This is a genomic window from Kitasatospora sp. NPDC001527, assembly GCF_040298605.1.
Lineage (GTDB): Bacteria > Actinomycetota > Actinomycetes > Streptomycetales > Streptomycetaceae > Kitasatospora.
Map to the genome: position 1 here is coordinate 32,293 of NZ_JBEPAM010000029.1, position 17,179 is coordinate 49,471.

The 17,179-nt window shown below is 75.4% G+C and carries 8 protein-coding genes; all 8 read right to left on the reverse strand.

The window, feature by feature from the left end; translation table 11 throughout:
- Positions 1-36: 36 nt before the first annotated feature.
- The 8 genes from ABT238_RS24175 to ABT238_RS24210 all read right to left on the reverse strand — a co-directional run bounded on the left by ABT238_RS24175 (position 37) and on the right by ABT238_RS24210 (position 17,085).
- A complete protein-coding gene (locus ABT238_RS24175) occupies positions 37-4,554 on the reverse strand; it encodes a non-ribosomal peptide synthetase (protein WP_350787944.1) in 4,518 nt (1,505 codons plus the stop codon).
- 44 nt (positions 4,555-4,598) lie between these two features.
- On the reverse strand, positions 4,599-9,284 hold the full coding sequence (locus ABT238_RS24180) for a non-ribosomal peptide synthetase (RefSeq protein ID WP_350787965.1): 4,686 nt from the start codon (positions 9,282-9,284) through the stop codon (positions 4,599-4,601).
- A 216-nt stretch (positions 9,285-9,500) separates the two neighbouring features.
- Positions 9,501-10,760, reverse strand: a complete 1,260-nt coding sequence (locus ABT238_RS24185) for a glutamate synthase-related protein (protein ID WP_350787988.1) — start codon at positions 10,758-10,760, stop codon at positions 9,501-9,503.
- Between the two features lie 64 nt (positions 10,761-10,824).
- Positions 10,825-11,832: an asparagine synthetase A gene (locus ABT238_RS24190; RefSeq protein WP_350564284.1), complete on the reverse strand. Its 1,008-nt coding sequence runs from the start codon at positions 11,830-11,832 to the stop codon at positions 10,825-10,827.
- The gene (locus tag ABT238_RS24195) at positions 11,829-13,157 is read right to left on the reverse strand and encodes a methylaspartate mutase (protein ID WP_350564285.1); all 1,329 of its coding nucleotides are present in this window, start codon (positions 13,155-13,157) and stop codon (positions 11,829-11,831) included. Before ABT238_RS24195 ends, ABT238_RS24190 begins: the two co-directional genes overlap by 4 nt.
- Positions 13,154-13,624, reverse strand: coding sequence for a cobalamin B12-binding domain-containing protein (locus ABT238_RS24200; RefSeq protein ID WP_502884230.1), 471 nt, complete (start codon positions 13,622-13,624; stop codon positions 13,154-13,156). Before ABT238_RS24200 ends, ABT238_RS24195 begins: the two co-directional genes overlap by 4 nt.
- A 240-nt stretch (positions 13,625-13,864) precedes the next feature.
- Positions 13,865-15,124 (reverse strand): helix-turn-helix domain-containing protein, encoded by a 1,260-nt coding sequence (locus ABT238_RS24205; protein WP_350788026.1) that lies wholly within the window; start codon positions 15,122-15,124, stop codon positions 13,865-13,867.
- 317 nt (positions 15,125-15,441) lie between these two features.
- Complete coding sequence (locus ABT238_RS24210) at positions 15,442-17,085, reverse strand: alkaline phosphatase D family protein (protein WP_350564290.1); 1,644 nt, start codon at positions 17,083-17,085, stop codon at positions 15,442-15,444.
- Positions 17,086-17,179: the final 94 nt, after the last annotated feature.

Sequence of the window (17,179 nt, forward strand, 5' to 3'; positions counted from 1 at the left end):
TGGGGGCGGAACGGTGGTCCTCGGCGTCGGGGCCCGTCAGGCGCCGGCGGCCAGGCGGGCCAGGGCCGCCGCGTAGGCGTCCATGAACTCCTCCGCCGTGGCGTCGTCGACCAGCGACCGCTGGTGGTCCACGGCGAGCAGCACCCGCTGGGTGACCGGGTCCTGGATCAGCGACGCGCCGAAGGTGAAGCTGTTGGGCTCGTGCCGGTAGGTGGGCTCGGTGCCGATCCGGCCGTCCTCGATGCGGGCCGAGCTGAGCCGGCCCAGGGCGTGGAAGCGCAGGTAGCCGAACTGGCTGTCGAGGGCGGTGTCGGCCATCATCCGGGCCAGCCGGGCGAACGGCACCCGGCGGTGCGGCATCATGTCCAGCTCCTCGCGGTGCACGTGCCGCACCAGCGCCGCGAGGTCCTCCCCCGGCTCGGCGACCAGCGGGACGGTGTTCAGGAAGAGCCCGTACACCTCGGTGCCGCCGAGCCGCTCCAGCCGGCCGTTCATCGCCAGCCCGGTGGTGACCCGGCGCCGCCCGGTGATGTGCGCGAGGGCGTGCAGGTGGGCGGCGAGCGCGACGGACTTGACCGGGACGGCGAGCGCGTCGGCGACGGCGCGCAGCTGCCCGGGCGCGTCCGGCAGCACCCGCTCGACGGTGCGCGGCAGTTCGTGGACGTGCTCGCTGCCGGGCCAGAGCTGGCCGGTGGCGCCGTCGAGGCGCTGCCGCCAGTAGGCGAGCGAGTCCGGGTCGGCGGCCGCGGCCCGTTCGACGGCGACGAAGTCGCGGAAGGCGGTGCGCGGCGGCGGGGTGGGCGCGGAGACCGGGTCGGCGGCGAGCGCGGCGTGCCGTTCGAGGATCTCGGTGAGCAGGGAGGTGAAGCTCCAGCCGTCGAGGATCGCGTGGTGCTCGGAGACGGTGAGCTGGAAGGCGTCGGCGGCGAGGCGCTGCACGGTGATCCGGAACAGCGGGGGCGCGGTGAGGTCGAACGGCCGGTCGCGGTGGTGCGCGAAGACGGACCGGATCGCGGCGTCCTGCTCCTGTCCGGTGCGCCCGCGCAGGTCGGCGAACTCGACGGGGGCGGGCAGCGTGCCGTGCACCAGCTGCAGCGGCTCGCCGTAGCCGGAGAGGTCGAGGCCGGTGCGCAGCACGGCGTGCCGGGCCATCGCCTCGTTGACGGAGCGGCGCAGCGCGGTCTCGTCGAGGTCGCCGCCGATCCGGTAGGAGTTGACGTTGTGGTAGCTGTCGGTGCCGCCGGCGACCTCCATGTGGAAGACCATCGAGAGCTGCATGGAGACCATCGGGTAAGCGTCGACGATGCCGGGCGGCAGCTCGGCGCGGTCGTCCTCGGCGATCAGCGCGAACGGCCGGTCGGCGCCCGGGTCGGAGCGCACGGGCCGGGCCAGCGGCAGCAGGGCGGCGACGGTCGGCGCGTTGAAGACGTCCCGCAGGGACAGCTCCCAGCCCCGGTCGTGCAGGGCGCCGGCGAGCTGGACGGCCCGGATGGAGTCGCCGCCGAGGTGGAAGAAGTCGTCGTGGACGCCGATCCCGGGCACCCCGAGCACCTCCGTCCAGACGGCGGCGAACAGTTCCTCCTCGGGGCTGCGCGGCTCGACGTGCCGCCCGGTCCGCTCGGGTGCGGCGCGCCCGGGGGCGGGCAGCGCGGCCCGGTCCACCTTGCCGTTGACGGTCAGCGGCAGCGCGTCCAGCACGGTGACGCTCGCCGGGACCATGTAGGCGGGCAGTGAGCGGCCGAGGAAGGCCCGGAGGTCCTCGGGGGCGCGGCCGGTGACGTACGCGGCGAGCCGCTCGTCGTGGACGGTCACCACGCAGGCGTCGACGTCGGGATGGGCGGCGACGGCGTTCTCGATCTCGCCGAGCTCGATCCGGAAGCCGCGCAGCTTGACCTGGAAGTCGGCCCGGCCGACGTACTCCAGGCCGCCGTCCGGCAGCCGCCTGGCGACATCGCCGGTGCGGTACAGGCGGGCGCCGGGCGGTCCCGCGGGGTCGGCGACGAAGCGGCCGGCCGTGAGGCCGGGGCGGCCCCAGTAGCCGTGGGCGAGGCTGCCGCCGCCGATGTACAGCTCGCCGGGGACGCCGGGCGGGCAGGGGCGCAGCCAGTCGTCCAGGACCGCCGCGGTGAGGTGCGCCATGGGGTCGCCGACGAAGCTGCGCTCGAAGCCGGCGCCGCCCTCGGCGACGTCGTGGATCGTGACGTGGACGGTGGTCTCGGTGATGCCGTAGAGGTTGCAGAGCCGGGCGGGCGGCAGCGGGTCGAGGTCGTGCCAGCGCTGGACGACGCCCGGGTCCAGGGCCTCGCCGCCGAGCATGATCCAGCGCAGCGCGGGCAGCGCCCGGGGGCGCCGGCGCAGGGCCGGTTCGAGCTGGCGCAGCGCGGACGGGGTGAGGCACAGGTGGGTGACCCGCCGGTCGTCGAGGAGTCCGGCGAACTCCTCGGGCGAGCGGCTGGTCAGGTAGGGCACCACGACCAGGCGCCCGCCGTGCAGCAGCGCGCCCCACAGTTCCCAGACGGTCCAGTCGAAGGCGTAGCTGTGGAAGAGCGTCCAGGTGGTGTCGGGGCCGAAGCCGAAGTGCTCGCGGCCGGAGTCGAGCAGCCGGCTGACGTGCTCGTGGGCGACGGCGACGCCCTTGGGACGGCCGGTGGAGCCGGAGGTGAAGATCAGGTAGGCGAGGTCGCCGGGGCGGCCGGCGGCGGGCGGGCGGGTGTCGGGGTGGGCGGCGATCTCGGCGGCCCGGGCGGTCAGGTCGAGGGTCTGCCAGGGGCCGTCGGGGGCGCGGTCGGGGCGGTCGGTGAGGACGGCGGTGACGGCGGTGTCGCCGAACACCAGGGCGGCCCGGTCGGCGGGGGCGGCGAGGTCCACCGGGACGTAGGCGGCGCCGGTCTTGAGGACGGCGAGGATCGCGACCGGGACGGCGACGGTGCGTTCCAGCAGCAGGCCGACCCGGTCGCCGGGGCGCACCCCGCGGGCGCGCAGGGTGTGCGCCAAGCGGTTGGCGCGGCGGTCGAGTTCGGCGTAGTCGAGGGTCTCCCGCCCGTCGTCGACGGCCGGGCGCTCGCCGTGCGCGTCGGCGGCCCGCTCGAAGAGGTGGTGCAGGCAGTGGCCGGGGTCGAGCCGGGCGGGGCGGGGCCGCTGCCCGGCCGCGGGGGCGGCGGTGAGTCGCAGGACGGTGGCGTCCGGGTCGGCGAGGGCGGCGTCCAGCAGGGCCGCGTAGTCGGCGGCGAGGCGGCGGACGGTGGCGGGGTCGAAGAGCTCGGTGCGGTACTCGGCCTCGCCGCGCAGCGCGTCCCCGCCGGTGCCCTCGGCCGGCTCGAAGACGGACCAGGTCAGGTCGAACTTGCTGGTGCCGTTGGAGCGGACGGTGCGCCGGGCGGTGGCCCGGCCGAGGGCGAGCGGGGTGCGGTCCTCGCCGTGGGCGCCGAACACCACCTGGACCAGCGGCGGGTGCTGCGGGGTGCGGGCGGTGCCGAGGTGGTCGACCAGCTGGTCGAAGGGCAGGTCGAGGTAGCCGAAGGCGTCGAAGGCGCCGTCCTGGAGGTCGGCGACCAGCCCGCGGAAGGTCGCGCCCGGGGCGAGCCGGATGCGCAGCGGCAGCAGGTTGACGAAGTAGCCTATGAGGTCAGCGAGTTCGGGGCGGTTGCGGGTGGTGACCGGGGTGCCGACGAGCAGGTCGTCGGCGCCGGTCCAGCGGTTCAGCAGCAGCGCGAAGGCGGCGAGCTGGACGGTGAACGGGGTGGCGCCCTCCTGTTCGGCGAGGGCCCGGACGCGGGCGGCGGTACCGGGGGCCAGGGCGAAGTGCTCGGTGGCGCCGCGGTCGCCGCGTTCGGCGGGCCGGGGCCGGTCGGCGGGCAGGTCGAGCAGGGCGGGGGCGCCGTCGAGGCGGTCCTTCCAGTAGGCCAGGTGCTCCTCGTAGGAGGTGTGCCGCTCCTCCTCGGACCAGTCGGCGTACCCGGCGGCGAGGGCCGGCAGCTCCGGCGTCCGCTGCTCGGCGAACGCCCGGTAGAACTCGGCGAGTTCGTGCTCGAAGAGCTCGGCCGACCAGCCGTCCCAGACGATGTGGTGGACGACGAACAGCAGGGTGGTGCGCTCGTCGGCGAGCCGGATCGCCTCGGCGCGCAGCAGCGGGCCGGTGCCGAGGTCGAACGGCTCGGCGGCGCAGAGTTCGATCAACTCCTCGGCGCGGTCCGCCCGCTGGTCCTCCGGGAGGCTGCGCAGGTCGGTGACGGTGAGCGGGACGGCGAGGGTGTCGTGGACGTGCTGGCGGGGGCCGTCGGGGTGCAGCGCGAAGGTGGTGCGCAGCGCCTCGTGCCGGGCGGTGACGGCGCCCAGGGCGCGCGTCAGCACGCCGAGGTCCAGCGGGCCGGTGACCTCGTACGTCCAGGGGGTGGTGTAGGTGAGGGTGCGCGGGTTCAGGTGGTCGAGGAACCAGAGGCCGCGCTGGAGGCCGGAGACCGGCGCGGTGCGGGCGGGTGCGGTCGCGGGGTCGGTCGCGGGATCGGTGACGGGTGCGACCAGGGGTGCGGCCACGGGGTCGGCTGACGGGCTCACGGTGTCGTTCCTTCCTGTCCGGCTGGTGTCGGGGCGGCCCGTCATCACGAGGCCAGCCGTTCGGCGATGGCGCCCACGGTCCGGCCGCGGAAGACCACGTGCGGCGGGACGCGGGTGCCGGTCTGCTGCGAGAGCTTCATGGCGACCCGCACGGCCGCCAGCGAGTTGCCGCCGATCCGGAAGAAGTTGGCCTCCGGCCCGAGGTCCTCCGGGAGGTCCAGGACGGCGCGCACGGCGTCCGCGACCAGCCGTTCGTGCGGGGTGAGCGGGTCGGCCGGCGCGGCGGCCCGGCGCTCGGCGGGGGCCGGCAGGGCCTTGCGGTCGACCTTGCCGTTGGCGTTGAGCGGCAGCGCGTCCAGCACGTCGAGGGTCGCGGGCACCATGTGCTCGGGCAGCAGCCCGGCGAGGTGGTCCAGCAGCGTCTCCGCACCGGTGCCGTCCGCGCGGTCCAGGGTGACGTAGGCGGCCAGCCGCTGGTCGCCGCCGGCGGGCCGGTGGACGGTGACGGCGGCCTCCCGGACGGCGGGGTGGCGGGTCAGCGCGTCCTCGATCTCGCCGGGCTCGACCCGGAAGCCGCGGATCTTGATCTGGTCGTCGATCCGGCCGGTGATCTCCAGCAGGCCGTCCGGGCGCCGGTGGCCGAGGTCGCCGGTGCGGTAGAGCCGCTCGCCGGGGGCGCCGAACGGGGAGGCGACGAAGCGCTCGGCGGTCAGCGCGGGCCGGCCGACGTAGCCGAGGGCCAGGCCGCCGCCGGCCGCGTAGAGCTCGCCGGTGGTGCCGTCGGGGACGGGCGCCAGCCGCTCGTCCAGCACGTGGATCGCCTTGCCGTGCAGCGGGGTGCCGATCGGGATGGTGCTGCCGGCGGCGTCCTCGGGGGTGGCGCGGTGGCAGGTGGTCAGGCCGAGGCTCTCCACCGGGCCGTAGCCGTTGGCGACGACGAGGTCCGGGTACTGGCCGAGCGCCTTGCCGACGTGCGTGACGGAGGCCCGCTCGCCGGCCGTGAAGGCCACCTTCAGGTCGTCGTAGGTCTCCGGGAACTCCTCCAGCAGGAAGTTGAACAGGCTGGCGGAGAGCTGGAGCTGGGTGACGCCGTGGCGCCGGGTCAGCTCGGCGACGGCCTGCGGGTCGGGCCGCTGGCCGGGCTGCAGCACGCAGACGCCGCCGAAGGAGAGCGCGCCGTACAGCTCCAGGGCGAAGGCGTCCCAGGAGACCGGGGAGCACTGCAGCCAGACCTCCCCGGGCCCGAAGCGGGCGTAGTCCTGGCCGAGGTAGGTGGTGGTGAGCGCGCGGTGCGGGACGGCGACGCCCTTGGGGCGGCCGGTGGAGCCGGAGGTGAACATCACGCAGGCGAGGTCGTCGCCGCTGACCGGCACGCCCGGGTCGTGGCCGGGGCGGGCGGCGATCGCGGCGGCCTGCGCGTCCAGGTCGAGGTGGCGCCCGACCGGGAACGGCGGGCTCGCGTGCCGGTGGGTGACCAGCAGGGCTGCGGCGCTGTCGGCGACCGCGCCGGCCAGCCGTTCGGCCGGGAAGTCCGGGTCCAGCAGGGTGTAGGCGGCGCCGGTCTTGAGCGCGGCGAGCAGGGCGACCACCAGGTCCGGTCCGCGTTCGACCAGCACGGCGACGGTGTCGCCGCGGCCGATCCCGGCTTCGGCCAGGTGGTGGGCGAGGCGGTTCGCCCGGGTGTTCAGCTCCCCGTAGGCGAGGCGCTGCTCCCCGGAGACGACGGCGAGCGCGTCCGGGGCACCGGCGGCGCGGGCCTCGAACAGGGCGTGCACGGGCGCCTCGACGGCGGTGGCGAGGGTGCCCAGCCAGGCCTCGCACAGCTCGGCCATGGTGGCGGCGTCGAAGAGGTCGGAGTCGTACTCGAAGCGGCCGGTGAAGTCGGTGCCCCGGTCGTCGACGGAGATCGACAGGTCGAAGCGGGAGACCGGGTTGGAGTACAGCTCGCGGGTCACCTCGGTACCGCCGACGGTCAGCGGCCGGGTGTCCAGCGGGTGCAGCTCCAGCAGCACCTGGCAGAGCGGGTTGCGGTTCTCGGCCCGGTCGTCCGGGCGGTCCTCCAGCACGCTCGCCGCGATGTCGTCGAACGGCGCCTCCTGGTGGCGGTAGCCGGCGATCGCCACCTCGCGGACGTGCCGGACCAGCTCGCGGAAGTCCGCCGGCTCACCGATCCGCACGCGCAGCGGCAGGAGGTTGACGAAGTAGCCGACCAGGGCGTCGAGTTCGGCCCTGCCGCGGACGCTCACCGGGGAGCCGAGCACCAGGTCGCGCTGCCCGGTGCGGCGGTGCAGGGTGAGTGCCAGGCCGGCCAGCAGCACCATGAACGGGGTGGCGTCCTCGCTGCGGGCCAGCGCTCGGACCGCCTCGGCGACCGGGCGGGGCATCGCGAAGCGGTGGAAGTCGCCGCGGAAACGCTGGACCTCGGGCCGCGGGTGGTCGGTGGGCAGCGCGGCCTCGGTCGGCGCGTCGGCCAGGTGCTCGCGCCAGTGGGCGAGTTGGCGCTCGGCGTGGGCCGGGTCCTGGTACTGCCAGGCGCTGTAGTCGGCGTACTGGACGGCGGGCCCGGGCAGGTCGGCCGGGCGTCCTTCGGCCAGCGCCGCGTACAGCTCGGCGAGTTCGCTCTCCAGCACGGGCAGCGAGCCCTCGTCCCAGACGATGTGGTGGCAGAGCAGCAGCAGGGTGGCGGTCCCGCCGGTGCGGTAGAGGTGGGCGCGCAGCAGCGGGCCTTCCTCCAGGTCGAAGGGGACCAGCGCGGCCTCGGCGACCAGCGCGTCCACGCGCCCGGCCTCGGTGTCCGTCACAGCGAACGGCACCTCCACGGCGGGGTGGATCAGCTGGCGGGGGCCGTCCTCGGTGAACGCGAAGGTGGTGCGCAGCGCCTCGTGCCGGGCCACCACGCCCTCCAGCGCCCGCCGCAGCAGCTCCGCGTCGACCGGGCCGGCGAAGCGGAACACCCACGGCACGATGTAGGTCGGCGCGCCCGGGTTCCACTGGTCGAGGAACCAGAGCCCGCGCTGGTACGGGGAGAGCGGCGCCGAACCGGCCCCGGCCCGGGTCAGCGGCGGCCGTTCCCCCTGCGCGGAGGCGGTGACGGCGGCGGCGAACTCAGCGAGCGTCGGGGCGTCGAAGATGAGGTACGGGGAGATCATCCCGAAGACGTCGAAGACCCGGCCGACCACCCTCACGGCGGTGAGCGAATCGCCGCCCAGGTGGAAGAAGTTGTCGTCGGCGCCGACCTCGGGCACGCCCAGCACGTCCGCCCAGACGGCGGCGATCAGCTGCTCGGCGGGGGTGCGCGGCGGGCGGCGGCCGGCCGGGGCGGCGGCGGGCACGGCCTGCGGCTCGGGCAGCGCGCCGCGGTCGACCTTGCCGCCGGTGGTCAGCGGGAAGGCGTCCAGCACGGTGACGGTGGCCGGGACCATGTGCTCGGGCAGCCGCTCGGCCAGGTGGGCGCGCAGCTCCACGGGGTCGGGGGCCTCGCCGGTGACGTACGCGGCGAGCCGGCCCTCGTGGGCGGTGACCACGGCGCCGGCGATGCCGGGGCGGGCGGCGAGCAGCTGCTCGATCTCGCCGGGCTCGACCCGGAAGCCGCGGATCTTCACCTGGTGGTCGGCGCGGCCGACGAACTCCAGCGGGGCGTCCGGGCCCTCGCGGCGCACGACGTCGCCGGTGCGGTACATCCGGGCGCCCGGCTCGGGCGCGAACGGGTCCGCGACGAACCGGCCGGCCGTCAGGCCGGGGCGGCCGTGGTATCCGGAGGCGAGCAGCGGCCCGCCCAGGTACAGCTCGCCGGCCTCGCCGGGCGCGGTGACCGGCCGCAGCCGGTCGTCCAGCACGTAGGCGCGGCGCTCGCCGAGCGGGGTGCCGATCGGGACGGCGTCCGCCCCGGTGGCACCGGCCAGCTCGTGCACGGTGGCGGTGATCACGGTCTCGGTGGGCCCGTAGGCGTTGAGCAGCGGGACTCCGGTGGCGGCCCACCAGGAGGCGGCGGCCCCGGGGTGCAGCCGGTCGCTGCCGGAGATCATCAGCCGCAGGGCGCGCGGCGCGCGGTCGCGCTGGCGCAGGGCCGGCACCACTTCCTGGAAGTAGCCGGCGGGCAGGTTGGCGACGGTGACGCCCTCGGCGTCCAGCAGGTCCAGCAGGGCGTCCGGGCCCAGCAGTTGCCGCTCGGGGACGACCAGGCAGGCGCCGGCGGACAGCGCGGTGAGGGTCTGCTCGACGGCGACGTCCACGGTGGGGCGGGCGAGGTGCAGCACGACGTCCTCGGCGGTGAGGCCGAAGCGGCCGACGGCGGCCGCCAGGTGGCCGGTCAGCGCGGCGAGCGGGACGTGCACGCCCTTGGGGCGGCCGGTGGTGCCGGAGGTGTAGATGAGGTAGCCGGGGGCGGCGGCCGCGCCCTCGGACGGCGCGAGCCCGGTGAGCTCGCCGTCGGTGAGGGCGAGGGTGGCGCCGGCGTCCTCGCGGATCCAGCGGTTGCGCTCCTCGGGGGCCTCCCGGTCCAGCGGCAGGCAGACGGCCCCGGCGCGCAGGGCGGCGAGCAGACCGACCAGGTGGTCCAGCCGGTCGCGGCCGGTGACGGCCACCGTCCGGCCGGGGGCGAGCCGGGCGGCGAGGGCGCCGCTCAGCTCGTCCAGCTCCCGGTAGCTGACGGTCCGGGCGCCGAGCCGTACGGCCGGCCGGTCCGGGAACCGGCGCGCGACGGATATGAAGGGGAAACCGCGAGATTCCATCATCCAACCCCGATGAATTGACGACGCTGCGGGCAGTGGTTCGACGATAGGGCGGCTTTCCGGGGCCGATCGGCAGAACTCCCGGAAGACGATCGGCAGTTTCAACTGCCGCTTGGAGAAAAGGACTTGAGGAAACCCGAGCGGCCCGCCGGGGCGCACGGGGGCGCCTCGGCGGGCTCGGGGAAATCCGCTCTTCGATGATCGAGGGGGTGCTGCTCAGAATTCCGACGGGAAATCCGGGGACCACACGTCGGCCCGGTCCAGATCGGCCGGCGCGTACTTTCCGAGCGCGCTGATCAGCAGCCGCAGTTCGAGTGCGAGGCAGTCGGCGAAGCGGATCAGTCCCGCCTGCGGGTCCTCGGCCGCGGCCAGCAGGGCCGCCCGGCCCAGGCCCACCGCGCGCGCCCCCAGCGCCAGGCTCTTGACCGCCCGGCCGCCCTCCCACATCCGGCCCGACACCAGCAGGCAGGGCGGCGGCCCGGCGGCCGCCAGCCGGCGCAGGCACTCCGCCAGCGGCAGCCCGACCTGCGCCGGGAAGGCGCCCGGCGCCCAGCCGGTGCCGCCCTCCGCGCCGTCCACCGTGACGGCGTCCGCGCCCGCCTCGGCGGCCACCCGGGCGGCCTCGGCGACGTCCCGGCCGGGGTGCAGCTTCACCCAGACCCGGGCCCGGGGGAAGTTGTTGCGCATCAGCCGGACCTGCTGGCGCAGGATCTCCGCCGTGAAGGTGCCCGGCGTGCTCGCGCGCAGCACCCGGCCGTCCTCGCCGAAGACCGGGTCGATGCCGTAGCGGTCGCCGAGCCGGGCGGCGGCCTCGGCGTCCAGCACGGTCATCCCGCCCAGGCCCGGCTTGGCGCCCTGCCCGACCTTCAACTCGAAGGCGAGCCGCCCGGATTCGAGCAGCGGCTGGGCCGCCGGGTCGCTGTAGACGAGGTTCCACACCTCGGCGTCGGCGTCCTCGGTGGACTGCTGGACGGCCACCCCGCCCAGCCCGTCCGGCAGGTCCTCGGCGTAGGCGCGCAGCCGGCCGAGCAGGGCGCGGTCGGCGGCCTCGCCGAGCCGGCCGTAGCCGTTCACCGGGACGACGTTCTCGCCGATCACCATCGGCAGGCCGAGCGCGCCCGCCTGCCGGCTCAGCGCCAGTCCGAGATCCCCGCCGGCCGCCCGGGTGGAGCCGGTCGCCGACACGTACACCGGCAGGGACGAGCCGAACCCGCCGATGGCAGTGGTGAGTTCGACGTCCCGGTAGTCCGGCTCGCGGCCCAGGTCGATCAGTTTGGCGAGCCGCTGCGGCACGAACACCGGCGGCACGATCCGCAGCGCGTCCAGGGCGTCCGCGCCGGGCCCGCCGGCCGGGCGCCCGGCGCCGAACAGCACCTGCCCGTACGTGCCGGGCGGCGGGAAGGCCGCCGCCGTCCCGGCCCGGGCCCGCTGCCGGACCTCCTCCTCCGGAAAGCCGGGTGCCGAGAGGTCGCTCATGCTCCCGCCTCGCTTCGCACGGCAGCCGCTTCGCGATGGACGCCGCCCCTGGTGGTTCGCTCGCTCACGGCGACACCACCCCCGCCACCTTCGGGAAGGCGCTGGCCTGCCAGACCGCGTCCAGCCCGGCCACGTAGCGGGTCAGCCGCTCGACGCCGATGCCGAAGCCGGCGCTGCCGGGCACGCCTTCGCGGACCAGGTCCAGGTACCAGCGGTACTTCTGCGGGTTCTCCCCCGTCTCGCGCATCCGGGTGACGATCTCGGCGTAGTCGTTGGTGCGCTGGCTGCCGCTGCACAGCTCGCCGTAGCCCTCGGCCGCGATGAGGTCGAAGTTGCTCAGCAGGCCCGGGTCCTCGGGGTTCTCGCGGTCGTAGAAGCCGCGCGAGCCCTTGGGGTAGTCCGTGACGAAGAACGGCCGGTCCCGCTGCGCGGAGAGCAGCGCCTCACCGTCCCAGTCGAGTTCGGCGTCCGGGCTCTGCGGGTGGCCCAGCCCCCGCAGCTCGGCGACCGCCTCGGCGTGCCGCATCCGGCCGAAGGAGCCCTTCAGCAGCTCGGCGAACGCGTCCGTGTCACGGCCGAGTTCGGCGAACTCCTTGGGCAGCTCGCGCACCGCGCGGGCGACCATGTGCACCACCAGCTCCTCCACCAGCCGCACCACGTCGTCCCGGCTCGCGCCCGCCACCTCGACGTCGAGCTGGTGGAACTCGGCCAGGTGGCGGCTGGTCCCGGCGGTCTCCAGCGGCTCCAGCCGGACGTTCGGCGCGATGCAGAAGATCTTGTCGAAGGCCAGCAGCGAGGCCTGCTTGTAGAGGATCGCGCTGGTCATCAGCTTGTAGCGGTGGCCGTAGAAGTCGACGTCGACCTGCTTGGAGCCGCGCGAACCGGGGTCGGTGACCGGGCCGATGATCGGCGGGAGCAGCTCGGTGAAGCCCCGGCCGCGCAGGAACTCGCGGGCGGCGGAGAGCAGCTGGTGCTGGATCCGCAGCGCGGCGCGGGTGGTCGGGGAGGTCAGGTGGCGGCCGGGGTCGGGGAGCGTCGCGGCGGTCGCGGGGATGGGCCCGTCGGTGGTCATGGCGTGGTGAGTCCCAACTCTCGTGGTGCGGCGGGTGTTCGGTCGAGGTCCGGGGTGTCGGCGGCGCGGCTGTCGTAGCTCCACTGGACGTGGGAGAGCGCGCCGAGGAGTTCGGCCGAGCCGAGGATCGGCGGGCGCGGGCCGCCGGCCAGGCCGGCGATCGGCATCGCGCCGACGTCCGACCAGTGCAGCCGCCCGTCCGGCCCGAGCGAGCTGCGGGCCCGGCCGGCGTTGTCGGGGTGCAGGCAGTAGGGCACGTCCAGGTAGCCGGCCGCGAAGGCACGCACCAGGGCGCGGCCGATGTCGGCGTCCAGCTCCAGCACGGCGCCGATCAGCGCCCGCGCCTCCGCCTCGATGCCGGTGTCCGGCACGGCGAGCGGCGGGCGCCGGTGCTCCGCGCCGGCGGCCGCGGCGGCCGTCTCCAGCGCCCGGACGTTCTCGGCGACGGTCGGGATCCGGTGCGCCTCGGCCGTCGTCTTGACGATCAGCCGGGCCGCGCCGGTGCGCACCGCCAGCCGGGCGGCGTCCTCCAGCAGCAGCCGGGCGCCGCCGGGCGTGCGCGGGAAGACGCCCATGTAGGCGTAGAGCACCAGGTGCCGGTCGACGTCGGGCAGCAGCTCGCCGGCGAGGCGCCCGAGCACGGTGAGCGCCTCCTCGTCCTGGCGCGGGTCGGGCTGCTGGGCGTAGCTGAGCGAGACGCTGCGCAGTCCGTGCTGCCGGAAGAACAGCGCCTCCAGCACGCTGACCGCGATCAGCAGGCTCGGCGGGCAGAGCTGGCCCATCAGGCAGCCGCCGAACGTCTCCAGGTGCGGCTCGGCGCCGAACTCCCGGATGGAGGCGAGCAGTTCGCAGCTGCGCCGCCAGCTCTCCACCGCCTCGCGCAGCGGTGTGCGGCTGTACGGCAGGCAGTAGGAGACCGGGCCGCCCTCGGTGGCGTCCAGGCCGACCGCGAGCAGCGCGCGGACGATGTGCTCGGGCTGCGCCGACCCGTGCCGGACCTGCACCGGGAAGCCCTCGCCGGCGACCCCGCGCAGCACCGCCCGGGTGACGTCCACCGGGTGGCCGGCGATCGGGTAGCCGTTGAGGCCCACGCCGTCGGCCAGCGCCCGGCGGGCGGCGGCGAGGTCGCCGGTGCGGGTGTAGCTGTCCAGGGTGATGGTGCCGACCGTGACGGCGTCCGCGCCCCGGGTGGCGAGCAGGCCGTCGCGCATCCGCAGCGGGTCGGCCATGCCCATCCGGGGCTGGACCACCAGGGCGCCGGCGGCCCGGGCGCGGGCGACGAAGGCGCCGAAGCCGGTTCTGGCGGGGGCGGCGAGTCCTGTCATCGCGCCCCTCCGACGGCGGTCCGCACGAACAGCGGGGCGCCCAGCGGCGGGGCGGACAGGGGCGGCACGGACAGGGGCGGCGCTGCCGCCGAGGGCAGCGACCGGACGAAGGAGCGGAAGTCGGCGACCGAGCGCCCCTCCTCGAAGACCCCGTCGAACCCGGCGGCGAGCAGCGACCGCTGCCGGTCCGGGTCGCCCGGCCCGGCGATGCCGAGCTTGCCGCCGATCACCGCCGGCGTGCGGGCCAGTTCGGGACAGCCGCGCAGCGCGCCGATCACCCGCAGACCGTCGCGGTGGCCGTGCCCGTTGACGCTGCTCAGCACGATGAGGTCCGGCTCGATCCGGCGGCACTCGGCGACCAGCGACTCGTCCGGCACGCAGGCGCCCAGGTTGGTGACCCGGTGGCCGAGCTCTTCCAGCAGCAGTTGCAGGAAGACCAGGTTCCAGGTGTGCGAGTCCGAGGCCATGGTCGACACGACGACGTCCAGCCCGGCCGGTTCGGCCTCTGTGCGCTGCTGCTCCAACTGGTCCACGGCGCAAACCTCTGCTGTCGGTGAGTGGTCGGTGGGTGACGGACAGAACGCTAGGGAGGTACCGGCGGACGGACCGGCAGCTCGTCCGGCAAGTGACGGGCAGTATCGGTGCGGGGAGGTGCGGGGAGGCTGGGGAGGCTGGGGAGGCGCGGGAGGTGCGGGGAGGCGCCGGCCTCAGCTCGCCGCCGCCAGCACCGGGTACACGCCGGCGGCGCCGAAGAGGCGGCGGCAGAGGTTGAGCACGGTGAACCGCACACCGTCGCGGGCCGGGACGCTGCGGATCAGCCCGCTCGCCAGCAGCTCGTGCACGGCGGCCAGCGACTCCTGCGGCGGTCGCCCGCTCAGCTCGACGGCGTCCTCGCCCGACCAGTCCCCCGGTTCGGCGGCCAGCCGGGCCAGCAGGTCGCGCTGGCCCAGCGTCAGCCGGTCGAGCGCCGCGTCCAGCGCCTCGCCGACCCCGCCGCGTCCGCCGAACCCGGCCGGCGGCGGCGCCAGTTGGAACGGTCCTTCGGCCAGCCGGGCCACCAGCTGGCGCGGCGAGAGCACGGTCGACCAGCCGGCGGCCAGCTCCAGCGCGCCCGGCAGTCCGTCGAGCTGGCGGCAGAGCGCGGCGACCGCCGGCGCCTCCTCGGGCTCCAGCCGGTAGCCGGGGCGCAGCCGGCGCAGGTGCGACAGCAGCAGCCGGACGGCGCCGACCTCGGCGAGCGCCACCGGGTCGTGGTCGAGTTCCGGTCCGGGGGTGGGCAGCGGGGCGAGCGGGATCACCTGGCCGCCGGGCAGCGGCTGGGCGACCCGGGCGGTGATCAGCACCCGCAGGCCGGGGCAGCGCTGGAACAGCTCGTCCAGCAGGGCGGGCTCCACGCCGGTGTCGGCGCCGTCCAGGACCAGCAGGGTGGGGCGGCTGCCGATCGCGCGGACCAGTTCGGCGCGGCGCTCGGGGCCCATGCCGGGCCGGCTCGCCCAGTCCGTCCAGCGCACCGACCAGCGGGCCGTCAGGTGCAGCCGGCGGGCCGCCTCCAGGACCAGCCGGGTCTTGCCGACCCCGCCGAGGCCGGTCACCGTGACCAGCCGGTCGCCGTGGTCGGCGAGGGCCTCGGTCAGCATGTCGACCTCCGGCTCCCGGCCGACGATCGCGCCGCGGGCCACCGGCGGGGCGGCCGGTTCGTCGCGCGGCTCCTCGACGGGCACCTGGCGGCGCGCGGCCGCCTCGAACACCGTGCGGCTGCGGCCCTCCAGCCGCAGCGCGTCGGCCAGCAGCCGGACCGTCTCCTGCCGGGGGCGCTGCACCCGTCCGCTCTCCATGTCGCGGATCGCCCGGACGCTCAGGGTCGCGTGATCGGCGAGCACCTGCTGGGTCAGGCCGATGCGCTCGCGCCGGATCCTGAGCAGCTCTCCGAAGCCCGCCGTCGACTGCAGGGTGTGAACGCCGTCCATGCTCCGTCCGCCTTCCGTGGGTTGGCCAACTACGGGGACCAGGGGCTCGGGCCACCGCGTGGCACGCCGAGGACGGCGCCGAGCGGTGGTGACCGTCGACCCGGGCTTCCCCTGCCGCAGATGGTCCACGGCCCTGCTCTACGGCCGATCAACGGCCGATCACCGCAGGTTCACGACTCCTCCGCATCGTCCACGAACCCTCCCGGGGAACGGACGGAGGTTCCGGGAGCAGCGGCGGGGCGGAGGTGGGGCGGACGCGGACCGGCCCGGGCGTACCGTGTCGGGGAACGGTACGGCCGGGCCGGAGGCGGGGGGCGTCAGGCGCGCTGCATGCCCGGGTTGTAGGCCTCGCTGACGAAGGAGGCGGCGGTGCTGACGGTGCCGCCCGGGCGGGTGATGTGCGAGATCACCCGGTAGTCGGCGCGGGCGTGCTCCTCGTTGAGCGTGATCGCGGTGTAGCCGCGCCGGCCGTCGTAGAACTTCATGTGCGGGTTGGCGGCCGTCAGGGTGGCCCAGTTGCCCGGGTGCTCCTGGCCGTCGCCGTCACTGGCGATCGAGGTGCCGACGATCTCGACGCCGACGGTCCGCGAGTCCGGGTTGTCGAAGTCGCGCTTGATGTCCATCGCGTAGGCGACGTGCACGTCGCCGGTGAGGACGACCAGGTTCTCCACGCCGATGTCCTCGGCCCCGGCCAGCAGCCGCTCCCGGGCGGCCGGGTAGCCGTCCCAGGCGTCCATGGAGAGCCGGGACTTCGCCTCGGTGGTGTTCTTCCGGCGGGAGAAGACCACCTGCTGCGGGACGACGTTCCACACCGCCTTGGACTTGCGGAAGCCGTCCAGCAGCCAGCGCTCCTGGGTGGCGCCCATCAGCGTGCGGGTCCGGTCCTCCGACTCCGGGGTGGGGAACTGCCAGCCGTCGCCGTTGGCCTGGTCGGAGCGGTACTGGCGGGTGTCGAGGATGTCGAACTGCGCCAGCCTGCCGTAGTGGTGGCGGCGGTACAGCTTGAGGTCGGTGGCGTCCGGCTTGGGCATGCGCAGCGGCATGTTCTCCCAGTAGGCGCGGGTGGCGGCGGCGCGGCGGGCGACGAAGGCGTCCACCGACTGGTTCTTCTCCGGGACGCCGGCCGCGTAGTTGTTCTCCACCTCGTGGTCGTCCCAGGTGACGTACCAGGCGTGCGCGGCGTGCGCGGCCTGGAGGTCCGGGTCGCTCTTGTAGAGGGCGTACCGCAGGCGGTAGTCCTCCAGGGTGGTGGTCTCGTGGTTGAACAGCGACGGCAGCGTGCGGTCGGTGTACTTGCGGTCGCCGCCGACGGCGTCGATGCCGTACTCGTAGATGTAGTCGCCGACGTGGAAGACCGCGTCGAGGTCCTCGTTCGCCAGGTGCTGGTAGGCGGTGAAGTAGCCGTCCTCGTAGGCCTGGCAGGAGACCAGGCCGAAGCGGACCTCGTCGATGTGGCGGCCGCGCGCCGGGGAGGTGCGGGTGCGGCCGACCGGGCTGGTCCAGCCGCCGACCTTGAAGCGGTACCAGTACACGCGGTCGGCGTCGAGGCCGTCCGCGTCGACGTGCACCGCGTAGTTGAACTCGGCGTACGCCTTGGCGGTGCCGCGGCGGGCGACCTTGCGGAAGCGGTCGTCGCGGGCGATCTCCCAGTCGACCCGGACGACGCCGGTGGGCGGCAGGCCGTTGCCGGGCTCCAGCGGGCGGGGGGCGAGGCGGGTCCAGAGCACCACGGCGTCGCTGAGCGGGTCACCGGAGGCGACGCCCAGGGTGAACGGGTTCTCGGTCAGCGCGCGGGGCGCGATCTCGGCGTCCGCGGCGTGGGCGCCCGGCAGGTTGGTGGTGAACGCCAGCGCGGCGGCGGCCGAGGTGACGGTCAGGAAGCGGCGGCGGCCGATCCCCAGCCGGGTCGCGGCCTCCCGGAACTCCTGGTCGTGCGAGGCCTGGTCGTCTGTGCGGGCCATGGTCTGGACTGCCTTCCGTACGCTGGACTGGACCGGCTGGACACACCGGCTGTGTACGGAGGGGATTGGACCGGCCCGCGCCGTACGGGGGGCG

Coding starts and splice junctions, on each gene's coding strand:
- ABT238_RS24180 (WP_350787965.1), bottom strand. CDS start 9,284: ATGGAATCTCGCGGTTTCCCCTTCATATCCGTCGCGCGCCGGTTCCCG.
- ABT238_RS24185 (WP_350787988.1), bottom strand. CDS start 10,760: ATGAGCGACCTCTCGGCACCCGGCTTTCCGGAGGAGGAGGTCCGGCAG.
- ABT238_RS24190 (WP_350564284.1), bottom strand. CDS start 11,832: ATGACCACCGACGGGCCCATCCCCGCGACCGCCGCGACGCTCCCCGAC.
- ABT238_RS24195 (WP_350564285.1), bottom strand. CDS start 13,157: ATGACAGGACTCGCCGCCCCCGCCAGAACCGGCTTCGGCGCCTTCGTC.
- ABT238_RS24200 (WP_502884230.1), bottom strand. CDS start 13,624: ATGGCCTCGGACTCGCACACCTGGAACCTGGTCTTCCTGCAACTGCTG.
- ABT238_RS24205 (WP_350788026.1), bottom strand. CDS start 15,124: ATGGACGGCGTTCACACCCTGCAGTCGACGGCGGGCTTCGGAGAGCTG.
- ABT238_RS24210 (WP_350564290.1), bottom strand. CDS start 17,085: ATGGCCCGCACAGACGACCAGGCCTCGCACGACCAGGAGTTCCGGGAG.